The sequence below is a fragment of the Ureibacillus yapensis genome (genome assembly GCF_003515775.1).
GTDB classification, from domain to species: domain Bacteria; phylum Bacillota; class Bacilli; order Bacillales_A; family Planococcaceae; genus Ureibacillus; species Ureibacillus yapensis.
Genome location: NZ_QWEI01000003.1, coordinates 242,724 through 260,758 on the forward strand (window position 1 = coordinate 242,724; position 18,035 = coordinate 260,758).

18 protein-coding genes are annotated in these 18,035 nt (G+C 37.3%); 7 read left to right on the top strand and 11 right to left on the bottom strand.

Annotated features, from left to right (window positions below; all coding sequences use genetic code 11):
- Positions 1–238: 238 nt before the first annotated feature.
- Positions 239–427, bottom strand: coding sequence for a hypothetical protein (locus D1B33_RS08695; RefSeq protein WP_118875980.1), 189 nt, complete (start codon positions 425–427; stop codon positions 239–241).
- A gap of 391 nt (positions 428–818) precedes the next feature.
- On the opposite strand from D1B33_RS08695, the gene D1B33_RS08700 reads away from it, so the two are divergent.
- Positions 819–2,396 (top strand): L,D-transpeptidase, encoded by a 1,578-nt coding sequence (locus D1B33_RS08700; RefSeq protein ID WP_118875981.1) that lies wholly within the window; start codon positions 819–821, stop codon positions 2,394–2,396.
- A 150-nt stretch (positions 2,397–2,546) separates the two neighbouring features.
- Here the strand turns inward: D1B33_RS08700 and D1B33_RS08705 are convergent, their stop codons facing one another.
- From D1B33_RS08705 to folA, 3 genes are all read right to left on the bottom strand, one after another.
- Complete coding sequence (locus tag D1B33_RS08705) at positions 2,547–4,052, bottom strand: flotillin family protein (protein ID WP_407656721.1); 1,506 nt, start codon at positions 4,050–4,052, stop codon at positions 2,547–2,549.
- A gap of 16 nt (positions 4,053–4,068) precedes the next feature.
- Positions 4,069–4,614 (bottom strand): NfeD family membrane protein, encoded by a 546-nt coding sequence (locus D1B33_RS08710; RefSeq protein ID WP_233549428.1) that lies wholly within the window; start codon positions 4,612–4,614, stop codon positions 4,069–4,071.
- A 449-nt stretch (positions 4,615–5,063) separates the two neighbouring features.
- Positions 5,064–5,540 (bottom strand): type 3 dihydrofolate reductase, encoded by a 477-nt coding sequence (folA, locus tag D1B33_RS08715; RefSeq protein ID WP_118875984.1) that lies wholly within the window; start codon positions 5,538–5,540, stop codon positions 5,064–5,066.
- Positions 5,541–5,721: 181 nt separating this feature from the next.
- On the opposite strand from folA, the gene D1B33_RS08720 reads away from it, so the two are divergent.
- Positions 5,722–6,177 carry a branched-chain amino acid aminotransferase gene (locus D1B33_RS08720; protein ID WP_118875985.1) on the top strand — a complete coding sequence of 152 codons (456 nt, stop codon included), beginning with the start codon at positions 5,722–5,724 and terminating at the stop codon, positions 6,175–6,177.
- Positions 6,178–6,180: 3 nt separating this feature from the next.
- Positions 6,181–7,146, top strand: a complete 966-nt coding sequence (locus tag D1B33_RS08725; protein ID WP_407656719.1) for a TRM11 family SAM-dependent methyltransferase — start codon at positions 6,181–6,183, stop codon at positions 7,144–7,146.
- Positions 7,147–7,306: 160 nt separating this feature from the next.
- Here the strand turns inward: D1B33_RS08725 and D1B33_RS08730 are convergent, their stop codons facing one another.
- The 6 genes from D1B33_RS08730 to D1B33_RS08755 form a co-directional block, all read right to left on the bottom strand.
- Positions 7,307–8,119: a 4-hydroxy-tetrahydrodipicolinate reductase gene (locus tag D1B33_RS08730; protein WP_118875986.1), complete on the bottom strand. Its 813-nt coding sequence runs from the start codon at positions 8,117–8,119 to the stop codon at positions 7,307–7,309.
- Between the two features lie 224 nt (positions 8,120–8,343).
- A complete protein-coding gene (locus D1B33_RS08735) occupies positions 8,344–9,483 on the bottom strand; it encodes a zinc-dependent alcohol dehydrogenase (protein WP_118875987.1) in 1,140 nt (379 codons plus the stop codon).
- 418 nt (positions 9,484–9,901) lie between these two features.
- On the bottom strand, positions 9,902–10,861 hold the full coding sequence (locus tag D1B33_RS08740; protein WP_118875988.1) for a thymidylate synthase: 960 nt from the start codon (positions 10,859–10,861) through the stop codon (positions 9,902–9,904).
- 75 nt (positions 10,862–10,936) lie between these two features.
- Positions 10,937–12,148, bottom strand: coding sequence for a SpoIIE family protein phosphatase (locus D1B33_RS08745; protein ID WP_118875989.1), 1,212 nt, complete (start codon positions 12,146–12,148; stop codon positions 10,937–10,939).
- Entirely contained in the window at positions 12,149–12,991 is an 843-nt protein-coding gene (locus D1B33_RS08750) for an alpha/beta fold hydrolase (protein ID WP_118875990.1), read from the bottom strand.
- Between the two features lie 397 nt (positions 12,992–13,388).
- On the bottom strand, positions 13,389–13,580 hold the full coding sequence (locus D1B33_RS08755) for an ABC transporter permease (RefSeq protein ID WP_118875991.1): 192 nt from the start codon (positions 13,578–13,580) through the stop codon (positions 13,389–13,391).
- Positions 13,581–13,912: 332 nt separating this feature from the next.
- On the opposite strand from D1B33_RS08755, the gene D1B33_RS08760 reads away from it, so the two are divergent.
- On the top strand, positions 13,913–14,317 hold the full coding sequence (locus D1B33_RS08760) for a hypothetical protein (RefSeq protein ID WP_118875992.1): 405 nt from the start codon (positions 13,913–13,915) through the stop codon (positions 14,315–14,317).
- Here the strand turns inward: D1B33_RS08760 and D1B33_RS08765 are convergent.
- Complete coding sequence (locus D1B33_RS08765; protein WP_118876086.1) at positions 14,309–14,917, bottom strand: YpjP family protein; 609 nt, start codon at positions 14,915–14,917, stop codon at positions 14,309–14,311. The genes D1B33_RS08760 and D1B33_RS08765 overlap by 9 nt on opposite strands.
- Positions 14,918–15,664: 747 nt before the next feature.
- Here D1B33_RS08765 and D1B33_RS08770 point away from each other — a divergent pair.
- The 3 genes from D1B33_RS08770 (at position 15,665) to D1B33_RS08780 (ending at position 17,978) form a co-directional block, all read left to right on the top strand.
- Positions 15,665–16,456 carry an amino acid ABC transporter substrate-binding protein gene (locus D1B33_RS08770; protein ID WP_118875993.1) on the top strand — a complete coding sequence of 264 codons (792 nt, stop codon included), beginning with the start codon at positions 15,665–15,667 and terminating at the stop codon, positions 16,454–16,456.
- A 105-nt stretch (positions 16,457–16,561) separates the two neighbouring features.
- A complete protein-coding gene (locus D1B33_RS08775) occupies positions 16,562–17,218 on the top strand; it encodes an amino acid ABC transporter permease (protein WP_118875994.1) in 657 nt (218 codons plus the stop codon).
- 13 nt (positions 17,219–17,231) lie between these two features.
- Positions 17,232–17,978: an amino acid ABC transporter ATP-binding protein gene (locus D1B33_RS08780; protein WP_118875995.1), complete on the top strand. Its 747-nt coding sequence runs from the start codon at positions 17,232–17,234 to the stop codon at positions 17,976–17,978.
- Positions 17,979–18,035 lie beyond the last annotated feature (57 nt).

Here is an 18,035-nt window from a genome sequence, read left to right on the forward strand (position 1 = left end):
TTTCCTCTTATCATAAAACACTTTAAATAATTATTGTATAAAACATTTCCCAATATACCTAATTCTTCCTGAAATCGGGATATACCGAAGAAAATGAAGAGATCAATACGCAATATCTTCCTCAAGCAAAAAAGCCTTTGCAATTTTTTTGCAAAAGCTAAATTTTATTTATTTAATAAAACTTTGGCTATCAATTGCTACATTTAAAATTCCCTCCGAAGTTGCGGTAGCGATCATTTTAATCCTCTCGGTAATCTTTAATTTCTACAATGTAGGCTACGTTAATAAAACTGTTATCAATTTTATAAAATTTAACTAGTTGTCCCGAATCAGTAAAGAAATCTTTTATAACTTTCTCATAGTTACCTGAAATTACATAAGAGTTTCCATTAGATAATAAGATTTCAGTAAAGCTTTCTGTAAACAAAACATCACTCCCCCATTCAAATTTTATGAATAAAAGAGGATAAAATGACAACAAAACACTTGAACATCCTTAGTTTAGTATTCAATAAACTTTAATATAAAAGCATACTCAACCGAGAGTTCAATTAACTTAATCATTTTTATTCTATTGGCGGCGTTTTGACACTTGTATTTATTTTAAATTCCCTTACCTGCATATAACATTTTTTTAGAGTGTCTGTTCGAAAATAATCTCATACAACCGAAAATGCATGGGGTTTCATCTGATTCTTTTTTGTTTTGTTTAGATTTGAAAAAACTTAAATTATCTTAGAATGCTTTTTTTACTTTCAGAATATTTAATTATCAAAAAACATATATTTTTTTAAGTTATTTTCTTCGGAGGTAGAAAATTGAGCAAGAAAAATAAAAATCATAACAAAACAAGTTCAAAAAATATTCCATCAAAATCCAAGGAAGCACACTATTATGAAAAAATATTATTAGATAACCCAAAAAATCCTTATACTTTGTATGCTTTAGCTTGCAAGTATGAATTTGAAGCTCAAAATTTCAAAAAAAACGGTGAAGCAGTCTATAAAGAAAAATTAAAACTTGCTCTTCACTATTTTCAATTAGCGTTAAACAACGGATACCAAGAATCCGAAGAAAATATCGAACGCATTGAAAACGAACTATATCCCAAACAACCCACTCCTTTTAAGACTAGTAAAAAACTGTTAAGAAAACACTTGGTTGTTTTCATAATATTAGTTCTGTCTTTGTTGCTATTGTTGAATAATGTGAATGATATTGGATTTACGATAAATCAAGAATCAGCTATCGATACTTTAAAACATCATACGCACTATTTGCATTTTGATGATTCAAAGTCTTCCGTGGAAATAAAAAATGAACTAATGGAAATAACTGCTGAATTGAGAATGCTCAATCCAAAGAATTCTTTTGATTTAACTGCCATACAAACTAAATCCAATGGCGAAACCGAAGTGGCAAAAATCTATTCATTTCCGGACAAAGCAGAACCTACTCTTATTAATAAAAATAAAAAACTCGATATTACATACGATGAGGACGCTTTTTCCCTAGCAATACTAAGAAGCGCCTTATATCACTACGTAATAAAGACAGGTGGATTTCCCCACTCATTGTCCGACTTAACGCAAGATTTCCCAAATAATTATATTTCGTCCATTCCAGTTAATACGAAATCACATAAAAATCATGTCAAAGTTTCTTTCGACAATACCGGTGGTTGGTTTTATTCACCTCCTGAAGATTTCACATTGGACCATCACTCCGTTTCCGACTTAGAAGAGTTAATTGCAACTTCTTTGAAACCAAATTTCAAACATCCATGTACCAAAAGATGTGATTTCACTCCTTTAGAAATACACATTGATAAAACGACTCATAGATTGGATGTTTTAATGAATGGTGTTTCAATGTGGAATTTCGAAGTAGGTTTAGGGAAGGACGATTCAACCCCAGAAGGAATTTTTAAAATCACAAAAAGAGTAGCTTTTCCGAACTTCCAGATATCTTCTTCAACGCCTGTATTCGGAACAAGAGGCTTAGAGCTTTCTGATGCCAGATACGCCATCCACGGAACTTATAAGGATAGCAGCATCGGAAAGAACGTTTCGCATGGTTGTATTCGACTGACTAATTCGGATATAGAATCCTTATTTTCCATGATACCGTTACATACAAATGTAATGATCAGCAATGATAGTTATACAAAAGAAAGTAGCGCTGTATTGGAGAACAATCCATCGAATACCTCACCTTCTAAAAATAGCAATAATAACAGCAATTCCAATTCGGAGGGGACAGGTGATTCCGTAGGGAGAGATAGTTTAGGAAGCGGAATAACAAACAGCAGCGGAGATGAAGCTGCAAACAAAGGTCAAAGTGAAGAATTTATAAAGGAAAGGGATTTAATGTCAATTTATCATTGGTCTATGTAGAACTAAAAAAAGAATCGACTTTATCTAGAATCTTTGTTCGTTTATTGGCCATATAAAAAACCAGGAAATCTATGATTTTCTGGTTTTTTAAGCGTTTCTCCAACTCTTAAACAGCATTATTTTATAAGGAATGTTTTAACAATATAAAGCTTACTTTTGTGCATTAACCACTTCTTCAGTCAATCTGTCTATGCTTGGTCTTATAGAGTTTTTCCCCGAGTAACTTTCCAGCAATTCTCTAACATCCAGACCAGAAGTTTCTTTTAAAGATTCTTGTAAAGTAGCCATTAGATTAGTAGCATATCCCGTAATTTTATTTGCTCCCCCACCTTCGCCGCTACCAGTGTCGACAACTGTAATTTTATCGATATTGGATAGTGGTGATGCTACTTCTTTTGCAAACTCTGGAATCATTCTTATCATCATATCCAATACAGCCGCTTGGCCATATTGTTCAAAGGCTTCCGCAATTTTGCGTTTTGCTTCGGCTTCAGCTAACCCTTTGAGACGAATGATTTCTGCTTCCGTTTCCCCTTGCGCTCGTTCAGAATCGGCTTTTGCCAACCCGTCCAGTCGGATTTTTTCCGCTTCGGCTTTCGCCAACGATTCGATACGGTATTTTTCGGCATCGGCCTGGGCCAAATCTTTCATTTTTTGAGCGGCTGCATTTTGCTCAACTGCATAACGATCCGCATCCGCCTTTTTCTTCACTTCTGAATCATATTGTTTCTCTCGGCGCAAAATCTCTTTTTCTTCCAGCTCGATTTGTTTCTGGCGCTCAATAATTTTTACTTGCATTTCCTGTTCGGTTACCTGCTGTTTTGCTTTGGCAGATTCCAGCTCATAGGCTTGGTCTGCGCGGGCTTTTGCTTTATCTTGTTCCAGCTTGAACTCTGCGATTTTCAGTTGGTTTTCCTTTTCTGCTTCGGCAATTTCCGTAGCACGCATCAATTCCGCTTTTTGCGCTTCTTTTTCAGCTTCCGCTTTTTTAATGCGTGTTTCTTTTTCTGCCTCCGCAGTGGCAATATCTGCATCGCGTTTTACTTGTGCGATTCTTGGCTTCCCTAAAGAATCCAGGTAGCCGTTTTTATCGCGAACATCTTTAATCGTAAATGAAACGATAATTAAACCCATTTTCGCTAAATCTTGCGTTGCGACACGCTGTACTTCCTGTGAGAACTTATCACGATTTTTATAGATTTCTTCCACTGTCATGGAACCCAAAATGGAACGCAGATGTCCTTCCAGCACTTCTTTTGCCTCGTTTTCGCGATCTTGTTTCGTCTTTCCTAAAAACTGTTCGGCTGCTGTAGCAATTTCCGAAATGGAGCCGCCAATTTTAATGATGGCAGTTCCATCGGCCATCACTGGCACACCCTGTTCGGTATAGACTTCAGGCGTTGTGACCTCCAGCTTGCTCGATAGCAAACTTAAAGGCTCCGATTGCTGAAAGACAGGAAATACGAATGTACCGCCACCGCGGATAATCTTGATCCGATTACCCGAGTCGTCGGTATGTACATTTTTTGACCCCAAAAAACTGCCTGTGACAATTAAAGCCTCATCCGGTCCAACCGTTTTGTATTTTGCGATATACACCCCGATAATTGCCAACAAAATGACTAATACGACTCCAATAATAATCATTGTCTCCATCATAATACTTTTCCTCCTACAATTTTATTTGATAGGGTGATTCATATTTTTTCACATACACCGTTCCCTCCTTTGCTTCAATAATTAAGACCTGTTCTTCATAGTCGATAAATTCATTATTAAAACCAGTTGCTCGCTTTGAAATGACGCCATTGACGGTCTCAATCACAATTTCGCCGTAGCCATTTTCCGGTATAGGAACAATCACTTTTCCGGTTTGGCCACCCAGGGATTCTTCTGTATAAGCTAATGAAACTTCCGCGCTTCTTATCGGAACTAAAATAAAAAAATAGATGAAAGTACTAATAATTGCGGAGATGCCACAAGAAATAATAAAAACGGAGATACTGGATAAGTTCGAGAACTTCTCAAATAAATAGCCACTTGCCGCTGTTAACGTGATGAACGATAAAATAACCGCAGGATCGATCAATGGAATTCCTTCAAATACTCCATCCAGCATTTCTGAGAACAGCAGATAAATCAGTGTCAAACACCCCGCGCTAATTAGCACAACCAAGTAGATTACTCCAAGATCTGTATCATACAACACTTTTTTCACCAACTTTCCCAAAATAATCCTTACAGTTTATATACGGTTTAAAAAGCGATAAGTTTCAAATTATTTCGAAAAATTTAAATGTCAGTTGAGAGTGAAATTTGAGTTGAATGTTAGTGGAGTGTGATGGAAGCCTACTGTAATTTGCGGAATAGACTTGTTAAATGAAAATCCAGCGCATACTAGCCGTAAATCTCATTTAGAAGTTTATATTGGAGTGTTTTTTTTGGAAATTCTTTGATTTACTCGATTAGATACCTACTAATCTTGTGTTATTCCTAAAGTTCCCCTTAATCTCCGCTTTACACGCTATCTATTCCAGCATTACATACCTCATCAGGTGCATCCGATCAAGACCATCTTAAAACAAAAAAGTTTTCCCTATCATTTTGATGATAAAGAAAACTTGTGCCTTGCCATTTAGCTTCTGGCTATTTAAATGCATTTAATTTTTATTTTCTTTCATAAATACAATAAGTATAATGATAGCCATCGGTCGTTTCGATTGGTTCGCTTTCAGATACTAATGTCCATTCCTCACCATAATGCGGAAAGAATGTATCCCCCTGAAATTCATGGTCAATATGGGTAATGTAAAGTCTGTCTGCTATTGGCAAAGCGAGTTTGAAAATTTGTTCGCCGCCAATAATCATAATTTCCTGTTCACCTTCGCAAATTTCCAGAGCTTCTTCTAAACTTGTTACCACTTCCACGTCTTCCACATTGTAGTTTTCGTTTCGCGTGATGACAATATTTCTTCTTCCAGGCAATGGACGGCCAATGGATTCAAATGTTTTTCTTCCCATGATCATTGGCTTCCCCATTGTTTGTTCTTTAAAATACTTCAATTCCCCTGGCAAGTGCCATGGCATTTTTTTTTCATAACCAATAACTCGGTTTTTGTCGAGGGCCACTATTAGTGAAATCATTTTTATCTCTCCTAAAATTGTCGTTGCAATTGCTCCTTATATAGAAGGATACCCTATTTTAGCTTTAAATAGTGAATTTCCTGCGAGAAAATAGGAAATCATTTCATTAGTATGCTAAACTAAATGGCGAACACAACGGCAATCACTATCCGACAGGAAAAAATAAATTTGGAGGACCACTATGGAATTAAATTTAAATGATGTTACGATAGAACGTTGTCTTAAAGACACGGAAGAAGTAATCGCAAAAGAAGAAGTATCTTTTCTGAATACTCCATTAAACTATTTAAACCAGCATATGGAAGAGTTCATTTTTATTGAATCAGAAGCTTTCCATGGCATGAAAACGGAAAGTCTTTCATTCGAAGTGGATGATGTTTTCAAAACTTACATGGTTTTATTCGGCTTTCAAGTGCAAAAAAAGTATGCTTCCACAATTAAAGCGTATTTGGAAGAGCACCTGCACGGAGAAAATATCTACGCTAGCTACATATTTTCAGGGGAAGATGGGCTCTGGGATGTTAACTTGCCACTAAATAATGTAGAAGGATTTACTGAAGAAATGACCTTTAATGAAGCCATTTCATTGATTTATAATTTTGCAGCTAAGTTAGTGCACACCATAGAACAACAATAAAGGATGAGCAGCAAATTGATAAAAAAAGAAAGTGAACGTACGTATCTATATACGTATGTGCATCATAAAAATGAGCATGAGCTTTGTCGAATGGAGATGCGGGCTTTTTTCGGTTTCGATACGCAACTGAATTATCTGTTTAGCCCAATCGAGATAGACCCGAGTCGCAGTCCTTTCATCGAGGAGCGATTGGAAATTTTGTTTGAAGCCGACAGCCTTGCTGAATTGAAATTGTTGGTTCAAGAAATGAAGATACCGTCCAAAACTTATAAAGTGGATTGTTTAAATAAAATGGACTTGGGCGAGACAAAGAAAATTCGCCATCCCGAACGCCGGGCAATTGAAAGAGAGCTGGGTCTAATCATTGATGGTGAGCCGGAGTTAAATCATCCTGATATTATTTTAGGCGTCATTACCGTTAATGATTGCTGGTACTTTGGAAAGCAAACAAAAAGTGTTTCCGTTTGGCGGGAACATCTACATAAACCGCATAGCTACTCGACCGCTTTAAATACAAGAACTGCAAGAGCCATTGCCAATATTGCCGTGCCTTTTCCGGAAGGCAAGAAGGCCATCGATCCTTGCTGTGGAATCGGAACGGTTGTCATCGAGGCGCTTTCCATGGGCATCCAAATTGAAGGACGTGACATTAATCCGCTTGTTTGTAATGGCGCTCGTGAAAATATCGCTTATTTTGGGCTCGAAGGAACCATTACAAAGGGACCGATCTCAGAAGTCATAAACTGTTATGATGTGGCCATTATCGATTTGCCCTATAATGTTTATACGCATATTACGAAGGAAGAACAATTCGACATCATTCGGCAAGCACGCAGAATTGCAGATCAATGCGTGATTGTCACGATTGATACCATTGATGAGGCGATTGAAGAAGTTGGTTTTGAAATCATTGACCGCTGCACAACAACAAAGCAATTGTTTGTTCGGCAAATTTTACTTTGCAAATAACCCGGGAACTACAACAGTGGGGGTTTTTTATCCCCCGCTGCCAAAATACTTTTCCACAAATTGTTCTGAACAAAGCTTTAGTAGATGCATCTTATTCCATAAATCAAGGCAACTTCAAATCATTATTATGTATTAGAATAATTCCTGAATTTGGCTTGATTTAAGATGTTTTGATGGGTACATCTGCAATAAACCGTTCAGCATCCTTTTCTAAATCTTCCTCCCCACTCATAATAAGAGACAAAGCTTGTTCCATGCTGTAAATGCCGGTTTCTTTTCCCATAATCCATTTAGATGCGTAAATTGCCCCTTGACCAAACGCTGCTCGATTATGCGATTCATGCACAATTCGAATCGTTTGGTTTGGCAAGCCAAATACGACCTCATGCTTACCAACAATTCCACCTACGCGAATTGAATTTACATGCTGTTCTTTGTCCAGGCCTAACTCTTCGGCTATGCGGAGAGCCGTTCCGGAAACATCTTGTTTTCCTCTAAAATGCTCTTCGATAATCTCGATGTCGGCATTTGGGGCGATTTTTTGCAACGATTTAGACGCTTCCATTAAAAAATTAATCCCCACGGTAATATTAGGAGAATACAAAACTGCCGTTTGGCGACTTAACTCTTTTAATTTTCGAATGTCTTCCTGATCATAGTTAGAAATGGCTGACACAATTTTAGAACCGTATTTAACAGCTTCTTTGTATACATTCACTGCACTCGAAGAGGAAAAATCAATAATAACATCAACTCTATTGTGTTTAAAAAATTGATCCATGCAAATATTTTCGATTCGATAGATTTTGCCCTCAGAATGGTCGAATCCAAGCAATTTGCTTGCGTATTCTCCTTCATGCATAGCCGATTCACGCATCACCCATTTTAATTCGCATTCAAAATCATTAATGATTTCTTTTGCCACGACAGAACCCGTCTTTCCAAAGCCAAATAATCCAATAGTAATCGTCAAATAAAAACACTCCTTTCGACTGATATGACACACCAGCTGGATTTCCAGCAGCCTTTAAAAGAATAGTCATATTTTTCTAACTTACCCACAGAAAATCTGTCTTTTTTAAACTATTTCTAAATTAAACTTATCACATAATTTTCCAACCCTCAAAGAAAAGAGCCATAAAAGACTCATTTCTTATGCATCCGGAACTCATGCATAAGAAATGAGCGAGAGTTTTCTTAAGGTTTTAAAACAAATTTAATGCTATTATCTTCATGATCGTGGAATAGTTTATAAGCTTCGCTTGCATCGTCGAGAGACATTTTATGAGTAATAATATCTGTCGGGTCAATATCACCATTTACAATCATGTTATACAATTTCGGCATATAGTGAACGACTGGGGCTTGGCCCATTTTCACTGAAATATTTCGTTCGAACATATTTCCCAGTGGGAACATGTTGTATTGCATACCATACACACCTGTTAATTGAATGGTACCGTATTTTTTTACAGCATCTATGCCGGTTTCGATTGCACTCGTCGTACCACCGGATAATTTAAGTTTTTGTTCCACCTTTTCTCTCATGTTCATCTTTCCATCCATACCGACACAGTCGATCACCACATCTACTCCGCCTTTTGTAATCTCACGGATATATAGACCCATATTGTCAATCTCATCAGGATTGTAGATTTCGACGTTATTTGTTCTTTTTGCATGTTGCAGACGGTAATCTACAGGATCCACTGCGATGACGCGGCTTGCTCCTTTCATCCATGCAAATTTTTGAGTAATCAGACCGATTGGGCCGGAACCAAGAACTGCGACTGTATCGCCTTTTTTAACCCCCGCATTTTCAACGCTCCAGTATGCTGTTGGCAAAACATCGGAAAGGAATAATAGCGATTCGTCTTCCAGCTCGCAAGACTCCGGTATTTTAAATGGAAGGAAATTGCCATATGGTACACGCAACAGCTCTGCCTGTCCACCAGGGTGATTGCCATATCGTTCGGTAAACCCGAAATATCCGCCAGTATCTATTGCAGGGTTTTCATTGGAATTGTCGCATTGACTTTCCATGTCATGTTGGCAGTAAAAACATTCCCCACAAGAAACATTGAATGGAATGATGACTCTATCGCCTTTTTTTACATTTGTTACGTTTGGCCCGACTTCTTCAACGATTCCCATCGGTTCGTGACCAATGACATAATCTTTTCTAGCTGGCAATGCCCCTCGGTAAATATGCAAATCCGACCCGCAAATGGCAGTCGACGTTATACGAACAACTATATCATCCGCTTTTTCAATTTTTGCATTTTCTACTTCTTTTACTTCAACATCTTTTGCTCCTTGATAAGTAACAGCTTTCATCTTGTATCTTCCTCCTTCACGGTTTATTGAAATTTTCCCGTTTCACATGATAAAAAACATGTTTTTGCTATAATTGAATTATTTTCTGCCTTTGTGATTACTCAAAAAGACTATCCAGGCTATAGCCCAGCGATTGAGCTGTGATGAATGCGGCAACCAGCAACACCAAAAATGCAATGAGTACATAACGTCTATTAAACAAGAAATCTCACTCCTCTTTCTTTCGTTCACAGGAATATTTATACATTACGCATCAAAGTGTTCAGCGTTATATAATATCTCTTTTCCGCAAATGGAGGAAGTGTAAACCTTTAATTATTTTTCTAGAATATTTAAGTTAGGTTATAATCTGAAATCATATGAAGAATGGATTAAAAAAGCAGCTAGTTCCAAATAGGAATAGCTGCTTTAAATATATTTAGACCGCTACGGGCGCTTTTATCGTTGGATGGGGATCATAACCGATTAACTCGATATCTTCAATTTCGAAATCAAATACAGACTTCTTTTCCGAATTAAGTTTAATTGTTGGAAGACTGCGTGGTTCTCTAGATAATTGTTCTTTCACCTGTTCAATATGATTCGAGTAGATGTGTACATCCGCCCCTGTAAAAATCAGCTCTCCGACTTCCAAGCCGCATTCGTGGGCAATTAAATAAGTCAGCAAGGCATAGCTTGAAATATTGTAAGGAAGCCCCAGGAAATAATCGACGCTTCGCATGGAAAACATGCAGCTTAATTTTCCTTCCACTACGTAAAATTGAAACGCATAATGGCATGGCGGCAGCAATTGCGACGCCAGCTCCGAAGCACTCCATGCATTGACGATTAAACGTCTTGAATCTGGATTTCTCTTAATTTCATCAATGATATACTGAATTTGGTCATAAACCTGGCCGTCCGCGCCTTCCCAACTCCGCCACTGTTTTCCGTAAACATTTCCTAAATCACCGTATTTTTTCGAGAATTCATCATCATTCAAAATTTTCTCTTGGTAGATTGTTAACTGCTCTTGGTAAAGAACGTTGAATTCTTCATCCGTTTGGGAACGAAGGCCAAAATCCGTCATGTCCGGCCCTGAATAATCCGGTGATTCCACCCAATGCTTAAAGCCCCATTCATCCCATATATGATTGTTATTTTGCAGCAAATAGCGGAGGTTCGTATCGCCTTTTAAGAACCAAAGCAATTCACTGACGATCAACCGAAAAGCAACTCGTTTTGTTGTTAATAGTGGGAACCCTTCTTTCTTTAAATCGAACCGCATTTGGTATCCAAATGTACTGATGGTGCCAGTTCCCGTTCGGTCTTCTTTCTTAGCGCCATTTTCCAATATATAATGGCCCAACTTTTGATATTCTTTATCTACTTTATTCATGGTAAACCCCCCTGTATATCCAAAGGTTAATTATATACTAAAGGCTGATGAAATTAACTGCTAATTTTACCTACCTTATGATGACAATTCCACCAAAATAAAGCATTGGTCATCATTATCGTATTTATCAAACTTATTTTCACTATTTTCGAGTTCTTTAAGGATTAACGCTTTTGTCTCTGATAAAGGTTGGAAAAACGAATTTTTTAAGATGGAATTTAGCGCATTTATTTCCAAAGCCTCCGACACGCCATCCGTATACAGGAGAATTCTTGTACCCTCCGTATATTCCAGGCTTTTTGACGTAAAAGAAATACTTTTAAACATACCTAGGGGTGGACTTGTCGCAAATAGCTCCTCTTGCAACCCATTTTGGTCCTGCAAAATAGCAGGCGGATGGCCAGCATTAAGGTATTCAATCGTCTGCGTTTTTGTATCAATGTTTAAATAAATGGCGGTGCAGTAATGCCAGGCCTCTTGGTTATCCTGGAATAGTTCATGCAAGTATTGATCGAGTTCTTGCATCACCACAGCCGCTTCCACTCCTTGCGAAATCAACTTATGGAACAAGGACTGAAGAGACATGGTGATTAAGGAAGATGAAATACCATGCCCCATTACATCCAATAAAATAATTCCATATTTTTGGGGAGTAATTTCATAAAATCCATAGATATCCCCGGATAAAGCTTTTGAGGCATGATAGTATGATAAAATTTTGATTTTATCATTCACGATATCTTTTGTTAGAGAGGTTTCCTGGATTGTCTTGGCAAGCTGCAAATCACGTTCTGTGTCCAGCTTAAATTTAGCATTTTCTTGATTGGCCTTCAGCAGCTCTAGCTGATTTTGCTTTAATGTTAGAAGAGCTGCTTCCAATTCCGATAAAGCCTTTTCTTTTTCACTATATGCATTTTCAAACATCTTCTTTGCTTTTATGAGCTCGTTTTCCAGAGCATTTCGTTTATGCATCGGTACGATTGCACAAATAATTTCGTTATCATGAAAGGATGCATTTAATAAAACAGGAATCTCTTCACCATCATGCGCAACCAATGAAACATACATTTCCTCGACATATCTTTCCAATGTGATTATAGGAAAAAAATATAGTTGAATAAAAACACGGGATGCATTCGATAGTGCAACATTAAAATGCTTGCCTATCAATGGCTCGGAAGATGGATATTGCAGTAGGTTCACTAACGTTTGATTAATTGTTAGAATTTTACCGTTCGCCGACAGAGTCATGAATCCACAAGGTGCATTTTCTATTATGTCATCCATTTAAACTCCACCTACACCCTCCCCAATCAGTGATTCAGATTGACTATTTAAGTACTGTTTTATAGATTGAATGGTTTCTTCCGGATCACTCATATGCGGGCAGTGACCGATCGCATTCATATATGTAATCGTGCTGTTGGGCATGTTCATACTAAGATACTCTCCGACAATCTTGGGTGCAATTACATCGTCAGCGCACTGCAAGATAAGGGAAGGCACCTTGGCTTTAAGGATATCCCGGCGATTATCTGTAAAGAAACAAGCCTTTGCAAAGGCATTGATGATTATAGGGTCTGTTGAACAAAAACGATTTTCGAGATTTTGGGACACATCGGCTCGCGCTGGATTATTTAACAAAGTAATAGAAAAAGCATTCGCCCAACCAATGTAGTTTTTCTCCATCATATCCATCAAATTGATTAAATCTTCTTTCTCAAAACCACCATAATACTCAGGTGGATCATTCAAATAACATGGTGATGGCCCAATCATAATTAGTTGTGAAAAATATTCAGGTTTCAGATTGGCTGCCAATAACCCAATCATGCTGCTGACAGAGTGGCCGACAAAAATGGCGTCATTTATATTTAGATCCGCGCAAACATCCAGGACATCCTGTACATATCCGGTTAGATTACTATATTTAATGGGGTCAAAAGCTGAAAGATCTGAATTTCCCAACCCAACATAATCAAACAGGATAACTCTGTAATCCTCTTCAAATGCTGGAGAAACGTCTTTCCATACTGTTTGGTCGCAACCAAAACCAGGAGCGAAAATTACAGTTTTTTTACCTTTACCACTAATATGTACGTTATTACGGTTGATAATCGTTTGATCCATAATATTACTCCCTTTTTGAATGATTTTTTATCATTTCGTTCTCTATCATATCATTCTTTTCTTTTTAAAACCTTTTTGACTTATTATTTTCACTATGTCTTATCATACTAGTTTATTTTTTAAAGATCATATAAATCAGATGCTTTTTTATTATTTCAGCTACTCTAAAACCAGCTGGATCTTTCATATGAACATCATTTTTTTAAAGATTGGGATGTTTGGAGTTTACCGATAGGGGAAAGATTACTGGTAATCGGGGATTCAAATTTCGAATGATGGCAAACCTGCTTTCAAAAAAGCAAAATAAAAAAGGCGCTGCTCGCATTACATTTTCTGAGCAGCGCCTTTAATCAAATGTGTCTAAATCATCATACAATTCAAGTTGTTTTTCCAATTGTTATGTTGCCTCCCGTAATAGTTGTTTGTTATTCTCCAGAATGTGTAGAATTTGGTGCAGTACTTTTTCCTCCACCTTCACAGACGAATTGACTTCCTTCATAATAATCTTGTTCAACTCCAAAATTGTGCTTACGTCGAGTTTATGTTTCTCCGCTAACTGAAACGCTCGCTCTAACTGACCGGTTATCATCAGCATCCTCCTCAAATTTTTATTACATCTTTATTTTACCTCATATTTTTAAAATTTTCACTATTCTGAGGTAAAATAAATGATTTAATTGTAATTTACTCATTTTATGCAACAGTTATGCATTCTGACTATTGGAGAAGCTACCGAATTAAAGCCTTAAAGGAAAAAACTTTTCAAATATCTGAAACGAACTTTTTTATCTTTCGTATAAAATAAAGTTCACTGATAAATGATAAAGGAACGGTTAAGACTTTATGGGATAGCTATTATTTTCTTTCGGTATTTTATTTATTTGGATTGCAAGAAAGGGAAACAAGAATTGAAAAAAATTATTGAGGCCCGAAAACCGTTATGAAGGACAGATTATAAAAATCGAAACAAGGAAGTACTGGGATAGTACGGCAGGTGCCTATAAAGAAGGAAGATTTGGCACTGTTGAAATCCAAACCAAAGAAGACGGAAAAAAGCATGTAGATATTTATGTTTCTAACTTTGACGTGCCAATCGGTACAAAAATCGATGAGGTATATTATAATCCAGATGTCTATAATTATGCCGTCATACCCGACAGAGACCAACAAAGACAAGCATTTTACGTTTCTTATTTATTGAGCTTGATGTTTTTTATTGGGGGCATTTATTTTTTATTAAATTCTTGCAAACACTACCTTAAAAGGCATTCAGGTACCAAGCCTGAATGCCTTTTCTATTTAGTAAAATTAAATTATTTAGGATAACCATTTCGGCGGAGTGTCCTTCGACCAATAAATATCGCCGAGCGAATGGTGGGCAACAAAATTATCGTCTGCTGTATGGTAATGGAAATTATAATAGTACCCTTCTTGCGGTCTTTTTTCTGTTCTAACATGGAATCGGAGCAAATCTTCCCCGCTCATTCCATGGGAGATGTGAAAAATTTTTTCACTATATTGTCCGCTTGGTTGGCTTGAAAGGGCTAAATATTTGACTGATCCCTCATCCATTGAATTGAACGTTTGTTCAATCACTTCCTCCAATTTCGGATAAATTCTTTCTTCAAACTCGTCTCCAATCACCGGAGCAATTTTCGAACCGAATTTTATGTATGTCTGCTCTTTGGCTGCAGTAAGAAGTGAATCGTAGTTCGTTAACTCATCTGGCACCTCATTGGGGACATACTCATCAACAAGCACCGTTTCTTGTTCAGTCGATTCTCTTGCTAATATATTTCGATTTTGTGATCCATTATTTGATTGGCCGTTATCCAATACGTCCCAAATTTCATGGTTTGGTGTAATAAGCCCTAAAGTAAGCATTGCTACAGTAATAACTAATGTTTTTTGCAACCACTTTTTCACGAAAATCACCTGCTATCCCCAACAAATTTGTTAAAACCTTCTATTATTTTAGACGAATGCGTCATTTAAAAGGTTTCACATTTTTCCATTTCATTGTACAATACTATTGTAAATAATGCGTGTCTTTTTGATAAGGGAGGTTTACAAAAATGGAAATCGCAGTAGGATTTGGCTTACTATTATTATTAGGTTATTTAACTTCCATGTGTTTCACGGACTAATTTCTATTATATTAAAGAGCTTTTCATTTTGTAAATTAGACAAGGGGTACCCGAAAATTTCGGATACCCCTTTAGCATTTCTTAGGTAATGTATAAATAAATATAGTCTCAACCCTATCATCAGGGGAATTTTATATTAATGTTTTGATACATTGTTTAACCGCGGTAAAATCCCACTTATGCTTTCTAACTTAAGCAACGCAAACCCATCCTACTTTTGCGTCATTGCAAGCCTCTACTTGCGCCAATGTGAATAAGTATCTTCAAAAACTTTCGCGAAACGCCAGATTTACTTATAAACTACCTTCGATCGCATAAAATGATTATAACACTAAATGATTGTAAAGTAAAATCGCTTTATACATAACACTATAACTCAGAATAAAAACATTTTTTACGGCTCATGATAAGATACGACTTATATTGACACCAACCTATCAATATGCTATTCTTTAACACGTTAGTAATTTAGCGAATGAAAGTGTTTTAAAAACTAAAAACAGTAAAGATCAAGGAGTAAAAGGTTATGAAGCGTAAATTTTCACTCGTATTTATTCTTGCAATGGTATTAACAATCCTTGCTGCTTGCGGGTCTGATGAGAGTTCGAATGGATCTGATGCAGGATCGGAAAAAGAGACATTAATCATCGGTATTGATGATAAATTTGCACCAATGGGATTCCGTGATGATAAAAACGAAATCGTTGGTTTTGATATTGACCTAGCGCGTGCTGCCGCAGAGGAAATGGGCATGGTTGCAGAGTTCCAACCAATTGACTGGTCTACAAAAGAATCAGAACTTAGCAGTGGCCGGATTGATTTAATCTGGAACGGCTATACAATTACAGATGAGCGTAAAGAGAAAGTTCTATTTACTGAACCTTACTTGGAAAATGCGCAAGTTGTAATGACTTTAGCAGATTCTGACTTAACAGCTTTAGATGATTTAGCTGGAAAAGAAGTCGGCATTCAATCTTTATCATCTGCGCTGGATGCATTAAATTCACACCCAATCAGTAAAGAAGTATCCTTAAATGAATATAAAGATAATGTATTGGCTTTAAGCGACTTGAAAGCTGGCCGTGTTGAAGCTGTAGTCATCGACAAAGTTGTTGGTGAATACTACATGACGCAGGAACCTGATACGTTCAAAATCCTTGAAGAATCATTGGCGCCTGAGCAATATGGTGTTGGTGTTAAAAAAGGAAATGAAGCATTGCTTGAAGACTTGCAAGCTGCTTTGGATACGTTGAATGAAAATGGCAAAGGTGCCGAGATTTCAACAAAATGGTTCGGCGAAGATATCTTATTAAAATAATGTGAACACCTTATAAGAGTTTCCATGCAAATGGGAAACTCTTATCTTTTTGAGGAGAAGAGTTAAGAAAACTCTATAAATTCATTCGATTTGGAGGAACAAAGGATGGTTGAATATTGGAATTCTATTATTTGGCCTATGCTGGAAGGCGCACAGATGACGGTGCTGCTCTTCTTCATTGCCATCATAATTTCCATTCCACTCGGTTTCTTGCTGACTTTGGCTGTAAAAAGCAGCTTCAAACCGTTATCATGGCTTGCACAGACCTATATTATCGTGATGCGGGGCACCCCGCTCTTATTGCAACTTTTACTAATCTGTTTTGGGTTGCCGATGCTTCCTATCGTAGGGGAATATTTAGTATTTGATCGTTTTGTCGCTGCATGTATCGGGTTTATATTGAACTATGCTGCTTATTTTGCGGAAATTTTCCGTGGGGGCTTATTGGCAATCGATAAAGGCCAATATGAAGCGGCACAAGTATTGGGCCTATCAAAATTGCAAACAACAACGCGCGTCATACTGCCGCAGATGTTCCGAGTTGCATTGCCGGCGGTATCCAACGAATCAATCACGCTGATTAAAGATACTGCCCTTCTATATGCAGTGGCGGTACCTGAACTATTGCACTTTGCTCAAACAGCGGTAAACCGCGATTTCACAATCGTTCCATACTTTATCGCCGGGGTAATTTATTTGATTATGACTTTAATTTTATCCCTATTCTTTAAATGGCTGGAACGTCGATACAAATTTGAATAGAGGTGAAACAAGAATGGCACTAATCGAAGTGACGGGTTTAAAAAAATCCTTTGGAACGAATGAAGTGTTAAAGCAAATTTCTTTTTCAATGAATAAAAATGAAGTGGTGGCAATCATCGGCCCTTCAGGATCCGGCAAAAGTACTCTTTTAAGAAGCTTAGTCAACCTAGAGCAAATCGATGGCGGCAGCGTACAAATAGACAATGATTTTCTTGTGAAAGATGGCGTTTATGCAAAACCTGCCGAAATTAAAGAAGTAACAAGCAAAATGGGCATGGTGTTCCAGCATTTTAATTTGTTTCCCCATTTGACGGTCAAACAAAATCTCGAAATGGCACCTTCCTTGCGTAAAACGGAATCTGCGTCGGAAATCGAAAAACGGTCAAAAGATTTATTGCAAAAGGTAGGTTTATCGGAGAAAGCAAATGCTTACCCATCCAATTTATCCGGTGGTCAAAAACAGCGTGTGGCCATTGCCCGTGCCTTGATGTTGAACCCGGACATTTTACTGTTTGATGAACCTACTTCTGCTCTAGATCCTGAGTTAACAGGCGAAGTATTGAAAGTGATGAAAGATTTAGCTGAAGAAAGTATGACGATGATTGTCGTAACACATGAAATGGGCTTTGCACGCGAAGTGGCCGATCGAGTGGTCTTCATGGATGGCGGGGAAATTATCGAATCAAACAATCCGAGTGAATTTTTCTCAAATCCACAACATGATCGAACGAAATTATTTTTACAGAAGAACTTGAAATAGGCTAAGCTAGTCGGGGAGAAATCCTGGCAGAACGAAATTGAAAGGGATGCGATTGAC

Bases quoted from the DNA above. Each gene is read 5' to 3' on its own strand.
- D1B33_RS08770 (WP_118875993.1), top strand. From the start codon at position 15,665: ATGAAGCGTAAATTTTCACTCGTATTTATTCTTGCAATGGTATTAACA.
- D1B33_RS08720 (WP_118875985.1), top strand. From the start codon at position 5,722: ATGGAATTAAATTTAAATGATGTTACGATAGAACGTTGTCTTAAAGAC.
- D1B33_RS08705 (WP_407656721.1), bottom strand. From the start codon at position 4,052: ATGGAGACAATGATTATTATTGGAGTCGTATTAGTCATTTTGTTGGCA.
- D1B33_RS08750 (WP_118875990.1), bottom strand. From the start codon at position 12,991: ATGGATCAAACGATTATCAACCGTAATAACGTACATATTAGTGGTAAA.
- D1B33_RS08735 (WP_118875987.1), bottom strand. From the start codon at position 9,483: ATGAAAGCTGTTACTTATCAAGGAGCAAAAGATGTTGAAGTAAAAGAA.
- D1B33_RS08755 (WP_118875991.1), bottom strand. From the start codon at position 13,580: ATGATAACCGGTCAGTTAGAGCGAGCGTTTCAGTTAGCGGAGAAACAT.
- D1B33_RS08740 (WP_118875988.1), bottom strand. From the start codon at position 10,861: ATGAATAAAGTAGATAAAGAATATCAAAAGTTGGGCCATTATATATTG.
- D1B33_RS08745 (WP_118875989.1), bottom strand. From the start codon at position 12,148: ATGGATGACATAATAGAAAATGCACCTTGTGGATTCATGACTCTGTCG.
- folA (WP_118875984.1), bottom strand. From the start codon at position 5,540: ATGATTTCACTAATAGTGGCCCTCGACAAAAACCGAGTTATTGGTTAT.
- D1B33_RS08775 (WP_118875994.1), top strand. From the start codon at position 16,562: ATGGTTGAATATTGGAATTCTATTATTTGGCCTATGCTGGAAGGCGCA.
- D1B33_RS08725 (WP_407656719.1), top strand. From the start codon at position 6,181: ATGAGCAGCAAATTGATAAAAAAAGAAAGTGAACGTACGTATCTATAT.
- D1B33_RS08780 (WP_118875995.1), top strand. From the start codon at position 17,232: ATGGCACTAATCGAAGTGACGGGTTTAAAAAAATCCTTTGGAACGAAT.